Source organism: Rhodovulum sp. PH10 (assembly GCF_000293785.1).
Lineage (GTDB): Bacteria > Pseudomonadota > Alphaproteobacteria > Rhizobiales > Xanthobacteraceae > Rhodoplanes.
Genome location: NZ_AKZI01000051.1, coordinates 22,036 through 30,235, shown reverse-complemented (window position 1 = coordinate 30,235; position 8,200 = coordinate 22,036). Strand labels below are relative to the sequence as shown.

At 71.7% G+C, this 8,200-nt stretch carries 10 protein-coding genes; 3 read left to right on the top strand and 7 right to left on the bottom strand.

The features are described 5' to 3' along the window. Positions 1 to 42 precede the first annotated feature (42 nt). The 4 genes from A33M_RS10100 to A33M_RS10085 form a co-directional block, all read right to left on the bottom strand. The gene (locus tag A33M_RS10100) at positions 43 to 252 is read right to left on the bottom strand and encodes a DUF3126 family protein (RefSeq protein WP_008386519.1); all 210 of its coding nucleotides are present in this window, start codon (positions 250 to 252) and stop codon (positions 43 to 45) included. Positions 253 to 464: 212 nt separating this feature from the next. Further along, complete coding sequence (gene cysE / locus A33M_RS10095; protein ID WP_008386517.1) at positions 465 to 1,286, bottom strand: serine O-acetyltransferase; 822 nt, start codon at positions 1,284 to 1,286, stop codon at positions 465 to 467. 60 nt (positions 1,287 to 1,346) lie between these two features. Further along, positions 1,347 to 2,099, bottom strand: a complete 753-nt coding sequence (locus tag A33M_RS10090; protein ID WP_008386514.1) for an alpha/beta fold hydrolase — start codon at positions 2,097 to 2,099, stop codon at positions 1,347 to 1,349. Between the two features lie 26 nt (positions 2,100 to 2,125). Further along, on the bottom strand, positions 2,126 to 3,298 hold the full coding sequence (locus A33M_RS10085) for a hypothetical protein (RefSeq protein WP_008386507.1): 1,173 nt from the start codon (positions 3,296 to 3,298) through the stop codon (positions 2,126 to 2,128). A 186-nt stretch (positions 3,299 to 3,484) separates the two neighbouring features. Between A33M_RS10085 and A33M_RS10080 the strand changes: the two genes are divergently transcribed. Together A33M_RS10080 and A33M_RS10075 are read left to right on the top strand one after the other, a co-directional pair. Beyond that, positions 3,485 to 3,733 (top strand): zinc-finger domain-containing protein, encoded by a 249-nt coding sequence (locus tag A33M_RS10080; RefSeq protein ID WP_008386506.1) that lies wholly within the window; start codon positions 3,485 to 3,487, stop codon positions 3,731 to 3,733. Positions 3,734 to 3,756: 23 nt separating this feature from the next. After that, on the top strand, positions 3,757 to 4,989 hold the full coding sequence (locus A33M_RS10075) for an FAD-dependent monooxygenase (protein WP_008386505.1): 1,233 nt from the start codon (positions 3,757 to 3,759) through the stop codon (positions 4,987 to 4,989). A gap of 34 nt (positions 4,990 to 5,023) precedes the next feature. Here A33M_RS10075 and A33M_RS10070 read toward each other — a convergent pair whose 3' ends face one another. Continuing rightward, the gene (locus A33M_RS10070; protein WP_008386504.1) at positions 5,024 to 5,314 is read right to left on the bottom strand and encodes a helix-turn-helix domain-containing protein; all 291 of its coding nucleotides are present in this window, start codon (positions 5,312 to 5,314) and stop codon (positions 5,024 to 5,026) included. A gap of 290 nt (positions 5,315 to 5,604) precedes the next feature. Here A33M_RS10070 and A33M_RS10065 point away from each other — a divergent pair, with 290 nt between their 5' ends. Next, positions 5,605 to 6,408, top strand: a complete 804-nt coding sequence (locus A33M_RS10065; RefSeq protein ID WP_008386503.1) for an HAD hydrolase-like protein — start codon at positions 5,605 to 5,607, stop codon at positions 6,406 to 6,408. On the opposite strand, the gene A33M_RS10060 is transcribed toward A33M_RS10065, so the two are convergent. Beyond that, positions 6,368 to 7,450 carry a hypothetical protein gene (locus tag A33M_RS10060; RefSeq protein WP_008386502.1) on the bottom strand — a complete coding sequence of 361 codons (1,083 nt, stop codon included), beginning with the start codon at positions 7,448 to 7,450 and terminating at the stop codon, positions 6,368 to 6,370. The two genes, A33M_RS10065 and A33M_RS10060, sit on opposite strands and share 41 nt — an antisense overlap. Positions 7,451 to 7,496: 46 nt before the next feature. Beyond that, positions 7,497 to 8,144: a glutathione S-transferase family protein gene (locus tag A33M_RS10055; RefSeq protein ID WP_008386501.1), complete on the bottom strand. Its 648-nt coding sequence runs from the start codon at positions 8,142 to 8,144 to the stop codon at positions 7,497 to 7,499. Positions 8,145 to 8,200: the final 56 nt, after the last annotated feature.

The window sequence follows — 8,200 nt, the reverse complement described above, 5'->3', positions numbered from 1 at the left end:
CGGCGACCCTCAGGATGAGGTCATAGTTTCCCGCCGCTGGTATCACTCCAGGTCGGTGCCGAGAATCGCCATCTGGAAATTGTACGAGCGGTCGTCGTCCTCGTCGTCGACGAACAGCACGCCGATGAACTCCTCACCGAGATAGACCTCGGCGGAATCGTCCTTTTTCGGGCGCGGCACCACCCGCAGCCGGGCGTTGCCGAAGAGCCGGCGGAGATAGCCTTCGAGCTTCCTGATCTCCAGCGCGTCCACGAGTCCCTCCTTGTCTGTTGCCGCCTGGCGAGATCGCGGAGGATTCGCCGGAGACGCCGCCGTGTTTACCGGGCCGAAGCGCGGTCGCGCAACCCGGGCCGGCGCAACTGCGGTGCATCGCCACCGGCGCGCGCCCGCGCCCGGTGGACATCTCTCGCCCGCACCGGGCGATGCGGGCGTTCACCATGACGCGACGTCGCGGGGGACGAGCCCTACAGGCCGAGGTCGCGCAGCATCTGGTCCATCGTGTGGGACGGATCGGCGCAGCCGGCATCGCCGACGATCTTTGCCGGCACCCCGGCGACCGTGGTGTTGTGCGGCACCGCGCGCAGCACGACAGAGCCGGCGGCGATGCGGGCGCAATGCCCGATCTCGATATTGCCGAGGATTTTGGCCCCCGCCCCGATCATCACGCCGTGCCTGATCTTCGGGTGCCGGTCGCCGTGCTCATTGCCGGTGCCGCCGAGCGTCACCGCGTGCAAAATCGACACGTCGTCCTCGATCACCGCGGTCTCGCCGACCACGAGGCCGGTCGCGTGGTCGAGGAAGACGCCGCGCCCGACCTGCGCCGCCGGGTGGATGTCGGTCTGAAACACCGCCGACGACCGGCTCTGCAGGTAATAGGCGAAATTCTTGCGGTTCTTGCTCCACAGCCAGTGCGCCAGCCGGTGCGTCTGGATGGCGTGAAAGCCCTTGTAGTAGAGCAGCGGCTCGAGGAAGCGGTCGGTCGCCGGGTCGCGGTCGACCACCGCGACGACATCGGCGCGAAAGGCTTCGCCGAGATCGGGCGTGTCCTCGAGGGCATCGGCAAAGGCCTGGCGGATCAGCTCGCTCGACACGTCCGGGTGATCGAGCCGGGACGCCACCCGGTGGGTCACCGCCTCCTCCAGCCGGTCGTGGTGCAGCACCGAGGCGTAGAGGAACGAGGCGAGCTCCGGCTCGCTGCGGACCACCGCCTCGGCCTCGGTGCGGATGCGGTCCCAGACCGGATCGACCCGCCCGAGGGTCGCGGTCGAGGTGTGACGCTGGGCCATGATGCCCTCCAGGAAAAACCGTGCGGCGGCACGCTACCACCGCAGCGTAAATAGTCGTTCTCAGGGCCGTTGCTGCAAGAATCGCAGCACCGCCTCCTTGTAGACCCGGTCACCGACCGCCAGCATGTGGTCGCGGCCGGGGATGTCGACCAGCTCGGCGCCCGGAATCGCCTCCGCCAGCACCGCGCCGGAGCCCGCCACCTCGTCGGTGGTGCCGATCGCGATCAGCACCGGCGGCTCGATGTGCGCCACCTCGGCGGGTGTGAGGCTCTGACGCGAGCCACGGATGCAGGCGGCGAGCGCCTTGCGGTCCGAATGGGTGCGGTCGGCGAAGGAGCGGAAGGTGCGGCCCTGCGGGTCGGTCACGTCGTCGAGCGAGGGCGCCTCCATCGCCTCGGCAATCGCGTCCGGCAGGCCGCCGCCGTCGAGCAGATGCGCGCCGAGCCCGCCAAAAATCGCCGAGCGCACCTTTTGCGGGGCGGCGAGCGCCAGGAAGGCGGTCACCCGCGCGCCCATCGAGTACCCCATCACGTCGGCCCGGCCGACGCCGAGATGGTCGAGCAGCGCAGACACGTCCTCGGCCATCCGGGCGCTGTGATAGTCGGCGGGATCGTAGAGCTTGGACGAGGCGCCGTGGCCGCGCATGTCGGGGGCGATCACCCGCCGCCCGGCTTTGGTCAGCGTCGTCACCCAGCGCGGAAACACCCAGTTGGTGCCCTTGTTGGAGGCGAAGCCGTGCACCAGCACGATCGGCTCGCCCTCGCCCTCGTCGAGATAGGCGATCTCGACCGCCCCGTTCTTGAAGGATTTCATCGAAGCTACGTCGGAGTCCTGGAGTTTTACGCGAAAGACGGCTCGGAACGAGCCTCGGAAAAGGCCGCGAGCGCGGCCGCGACGGCGGCGAGCCCGGCGGTGCGGGCGGTGGTGCGGGCGACCAGCCGGGCGGCCCTTTTGGCGCGCCGGCGCTTCGCCCGGTGGAGCGCTTTTCGGGTGACCCGCTCGGTGAGGCTCTTCACGGTCGAGAGGAAGCCGACCACCGAGAGAAGCGCCCAGATCACCCAGCTCGCGAGGTTCATCGCGCCGACCGTCAAGGCGATCGCCGCGCGTCCCCCGAGTTTCAGGATGGCGCGGGTGCGCCCGCCCTCCTTCTCGGCCAGCTTGGCGATTCGCGCGACGTCCTTCGGCCCCTCGGCGATGTTCAGCCCGTCGAGCGCCGCACGGGTGCCGGCCCGGCCCTGCACGCGGCCGACGTCGGAGACGAAACGCTTCAGCCCGTCCGCCTTCTCCGCCTTCACCGCCGCGCGCAGCCCGCGCACGGCAGCCGCCGGATGCAGCCACGCCGCGCCCGACACCGCCTTGCGGGCGGCGCCGAGATCGACCACGCCGCGCAGCGATCGTCCGAGCCACAGTGCCATCCGCCCGGTCAGCTTGCCGGTGCGCCACGCGCCCTTCACCACCGAGAGCCCGGCGCGCACCGGCGCCATCGCCCCGAGCGAGACCCAGGTGCCGGCGGTCACCGCGATGCCGACGCAGGCGAGCCCGAGCACCAGCTCGTCCGCCTCCTCGCCATAGGCCATGCGGATGCCCTCGCGCGCCGCGTCACGCACGTCGCCGAACACGAACAGGTCGCCCGCCAGCGTGCCGGCGAGCGAGGCGGCGTCGTCCGGCTCGCCGGTAAAAAGCCCCTGGCCGAATTTTTTGGCGGTCCGCTCGGCGGTCGCCTGCGGCGTGTCGGCCGCCGCCACCCGCGCGAGAAGACCGGGATCGACCGACACGCCACGCGAACGCGCGAGATCGACGAAGCTTTTGGCGAGGTCGACGTCCTCGGCCGCGAGCGCCGCCTCGATCTCCCGGTGCGCGGTCGCCGCGTCGAGCCTTTGGCGCACCACCTGGTCGGCGAGCGCCACCGGGTCGTCGCGGTTCACCAGCCGAGTGCCGGCCTCGAAGGCGTGCGAGCCGGCGAGCGCCAGGGCGCCCACCACGGTCGCGGCGAGCAGCAGCGGCAGCGCCACCTCGCGCTTCTTCCGAAGGGACGGCGCACCAGGGTGCGGCCCGGAAACCGCAGACGGATCGAAATCCGCCGGACGGCGAGACGCTCTCCCTCTCCTGTGGTCTAGGAATCGCATCGCAGGCTCGCTAATGTCGCCGCCGGCCGAAGCCGGCCCGGTGTCGGCGCGAGCGCGCGCAGAGGAGGAACCATGGCGGACAAGATCGTGCCCCACTTCCACAACGATGCCGGCGTTTCGGTGATCGAGATCGGCGCCAAGCGCTTCATGTGCATCGGGGCCAATCCGCCGTTCGATCATCCGCACGTCTTCCTGGATATGGGGGACGACGACGAGATCGTCTGCCCCTACTGCTCTACCCTCTACCGCCACAAGGCCGACCTCGACGCCTTCGCCGCCCGGCCGCCGGACTGCGCCCTGAAGGAGGTCCGCGCCGCCTGATCGCGGCCGGTCGTTCACGTCCCATGGCGTCGTCCCGGACCATCCTCGTCGCCGGAGCCGGGATCGGCGGGCTCACGGCGTCCCTCGCACTCGCCGCCCGCGGCTTTCGCGTCGTCGTGCTGGAGCAGGCCTCCCGGCTCGAGGAGACCGGCGCCGGCATCCAGCTGTCGCCCAACGCCTCGCGCGTGCTGATCCGGCTCGGCCTCGCCGAAACGCTCGCACCGGTGGTGTGCGTGCCCGATGTCGTGCGGGTGCGCAAGGCGTCGAGCGGTCGCGATATCGTGACGCTGCCGATCGGCCGGTCCGAGCGCTATTACGGCGCCCCCTATTGGACGGTCCATCGCGGCGATCTCCAAGCGGCGCTCCTCGCAAAAGTGCGGGAGTGCGGCGACATCGAGATCAAGCTCGGCGCCCGGGTCGACGAGTTCGCGATCCATCCGAACGGCGTGACGGTGGCGTTCTCCGGCCCGACCGGGGCGTCCGACGTCGGCGGCATCGCGCTGATCGGCGCCGACGGCCTGCGCTCGCAGGTGCGCGAAAAGCTCGGCGACGCAAGACCGCCGCGGCCGGCGGGACGGGCGGCATGGCGCACGCTGCTGCCGGTGCAGGTGCTCGCGCCCGAGCTGCGCACCCCGTCGGTGAATCTGTGGATCGGGCGCGGCGCCCATCTCGTGCACTACCCGGTGCGCGGCGGCGAGCTGGTGAACATCGTGGCGATCGCCACCGACGACACCGAGGCTCCCGGCTGGTCGAGCCCCGCCTCGAGCGGCGAGGTGTTGCAGCATTTCCCGGAAAACCGCTGGCCGCTCGGCGCGCGCGCGCTGATCGCCCGGCCCGAGCGCTGGCTGCGCTGGACGCTGTACGACCGCCCGCCGCTGAAGAAGTGGGGCCGCGGCCCGGTGACCCTGCTCGGCGACGCCGCCCACCCGATGCTGCCGTTTCTCGCGCAGGGCGCGGCGATGGCGATCGAGGACGCGATCGTGCTGGCGGATGCTCTCGCCAAGCGGCCGGAGGCGCCGGCCGCGGCGCTGCGCGCCTACGAGCGGGCGCGCCGCCCACGCGACCACGACGTCCAGCGGGCCGCCAGGCGCAACGACCGGTTCTACCATCTCGGCGGGCCGATGGCGCTCGCCCGCGACCTGGTGATGCGGGTCGGGCTCGGCGGCGAGCTGATGCTCGCCCGCTACGACTGGATCTACGACTGGCAGCCGCCGGCGGATGTGCTCGCTCCGGAGCCCGCCCCGGAGCCGGCATGAAAGTCCGCCGCGGCCAGCCGAGAAAACGCCGCGATCACACCAGCTCGACGCGCAGCTTGCGACCGACCGTGCGGGCGGCGCGCGCCAGCGTGCCGAGCGTCACCGCCTCGCTGTCGGGATCGAGCAGCCGGTCGAGCTCGGTGCGGCTGGTGCGCAGGCGGCGGGCCAGCTCCGAGCGGTCGATGCCCTGCTGGCGCATCAGCACGTCGAGCTGCTCGGCGATGATGCGCTTGACCGCGCCGGCGGTGATGTCCTCGTGCGCCTCGTGCGCGTTGCCGAAGCCGCCGAACCCGGCGGCCTGCTGGTGGCCCGTCTTACTGACCATGCGATCCCTCGCTCGCGCCCCCGCGCCCGGCCTCTCTTCGCGCCCGGCGAGGCTCGTTTCGGTGACCGAAAAGAGCCTCCGACGGACGGACCGGCTCGATTAGGAGAGGATCGGGGCCTTCTCGTGTCGGAACCGGTGTCATCGGTTCGTGGTAAAAAACCGATAGGATCGGAAGAGGTCCCGGTCGCAGAGCGGCCATGTCGGGCGGCCATGTCGAGCGACCATGTCGAAAGGCCGTTCGAGGACGGACCGGTGAAAGAAGGTCGGGTGAACGAGGGTCGGGTGACGGTGTGACCTACAGGCTCGTCGTGTTCGATGTGGACGGCACGCTCGCCGATAGTTTTCCGTGGTTTTCCGCGGTGTTCAACGACGTGGCGGACCGCTTCGGCATCCGCCGGGTGGCGCCCGACGAGGTGGCGGCGATGCGCCGCTGCGGGCCGCGCGAGCTGTTGGCGATGCTCGGCGTGGCGCGCTGGAAGGTGCCGATGATCGCGCGTCACATGCGGGCGCTGAAGACCGAGGCGATCGCCACCATCCCTTTGTTTCCGGATGCCGGAAAGATGCTCGCGGCGGTCGCCGCGCGCGGGCCGGTGCTCACCGTCGTCTCCTCCGACACCGAGGCGAACGTGCGCGCCATGCTGGGGCCAGAGAAAGCCGCGCTGGTGCGGCACTTCGCCTGCTCGGCCGGGATGTTCGGCAAGGCGCGGAAATTCCGCGCGGTGCTGCGCCGCTTCGGGGTGCGCCCGCACGAGGCGATCGCGATCGGCGACGAGGTGCGCGACGCCGAGGCGGCACGCGCGGTCGGCATGGCGTTCGGCGCGGTGACCTGGGGCTACACCGACGCCGCGGTGATGCGCGCCTGCGGGCCGGACTTGGTGTTCGAGCGGATGGACGAGATCGCGTCCGCCCTCACCCCGCCGTTCGAGCGCCGCCGGCGGCCGCCCGTCGCCCCGACGATCGTCCCAACGAGCACCCCAGTGAGTGTCCCAGCGGGCGTCCCGATGAGTGCCCCGAGGATCGCGCCGGTGATCGCCGCGGCACGCGGCCGCCCGTTCAGGCCGGTTCCCGTGCGACGATCTCACAGCGTGCGGTGACCGGGCGCGGCAGCTCGACGCCCGGGTCGCGCTCGTAACCCACCACCGCCAGCCGCCCTTCGGCCGGCGACATCGCCAGTGCGAGCCGGGTGTAGGGATTGAGCACCGGCGGCCGCACCCAGTCGAAGCTGTGCGACACCGCGCCGGAGAAGCCGGCGAGCTGGTCCTCGCGCGCGCGGTTGGCCGCCGCCGCCCGATCGGACGACTCGTGCAGCAGGTCGACGGCGGCCATGCGCGCCTCCCAGTCGGGCCGCGCCGGCATCCAGTCGTTGGCGACCACGGTGTGGGTGGTGCGGACCGCAGCCGCCTCCTCGGTCCGCTCGATCACGCAGCATTCGCCCGGACGGCAGCCGACCAGCGTGAAGATCACCGGCCGGGCGACCGGCGTCGTCTCGAGCAAAACCTTCGCCTGCGAAAAATCCGCCGCCGTCTCGAACACGTGCCGCAGCAAATGGTCGGGCGGCAGCGCCCGCACCGACCAGCCGTGCAGCACGTTGGCCGCGAGGTCGATCGGCCGCAGCCACGGCAGCTTCGTCGCCCGCTTGAGCGGCGCCTGGTTGATGCAAGCGGCGAACCGCCCCGGCGCCATCGCCGACAGCACGCCGACGAAGCCCGGCCAGGTGGCGGTGAAGAAGTCGCCGGCCGCGCCGGCGAGCCGCGCCACGACGAGGTGGCGGCCGAGCCCCGGATAGGGCCAGTCGAGCGTGCGGGCGAGCCACGGCACGCCTTCCTCCTCGCGGGCCAGCGCCGTGCAGGCCCACTGATAGGAGCCGTTGAGCAGCCACGCCCCGGCGACGCCGAGGCCGGCGGCGATCGCCGCCACCTCGCCGACATAGGGCGAGCCGGACCGCACCAGCCAGCGCCGCGTCAGCGCGTCGCCGGCCGGGACCAGCAGCCCGACCCCGGCCGGGAAGGCGGCGATGCAGGCGTCGCGCAACGCCCGCAGGCGCGCCGCCTCGCGCGCCGCGAGGGCGACCGGCCCGCCGTCACGGGCGTCGACGACCGGCACGGCCGGCTCGGGCGGAGGCGTCAGGGCGTCCATGTCGTCCTCGCGGGGGTTCGAGGCGTCGGATCGGGAAGGCGTCGGGTCAGGAGGCGGCCGCCGGCTGGCCCGCCGCGGCGGCGGCGAGCGCCGCGTCCTGCTCGGTCGCCCGCTGCAGCGCCTCGCGGGCGTTGAGCCGCTCGACATAGGGCAGGAAGGCCGGGCGCTGCGGGATCAGCCCGAACATCATGCCCCAGCGCAACTGCGAGCCGATCACGATGTCGGCGGCGGTGAACTGCTCGCCGAACAGATACGGGCTCGCGGTGCCGACGCCCTGCTCCAAAACCTCGATCACGGTGTCGTAGTCGCCATAGCCGAGGGTGCCGCGCGGCGGCTCCTGGGTGCGCGGAAACGCGCGGTCGAGGATCGCCGGCTCGATGCAGGTCGGGGCGAAAAAGAGCCATTTGAGATACGGCCCGCGGCGCGGATCACCGATCGGGATCGACAGCTTCGCCTGCGGGAAGGCATCGGCGAGATAGGTGCAGATCGCCGCCGTCTCGGTGATCGCCACGCCCTCGTGCACCAGGGTCGGCACCTTGCCCATCGGGTTGATCGCGAGATAGGCGGGCTCGCGGTGGGTGCCGGCCTTGAGGTCGAGAAGCTTCAGGTCGTAGGGCTCGCCGATCTCCTCGAGCATCCAGCGAACGATCGAGGAGCGCGACGGCGCGGCGTGGTAGAGCGTCAGTGCGGCCATGGGGTACGTTCGAATCCTCTGTGACGGCCGCGCGGCGGCCGGAACGGCATTGCGGC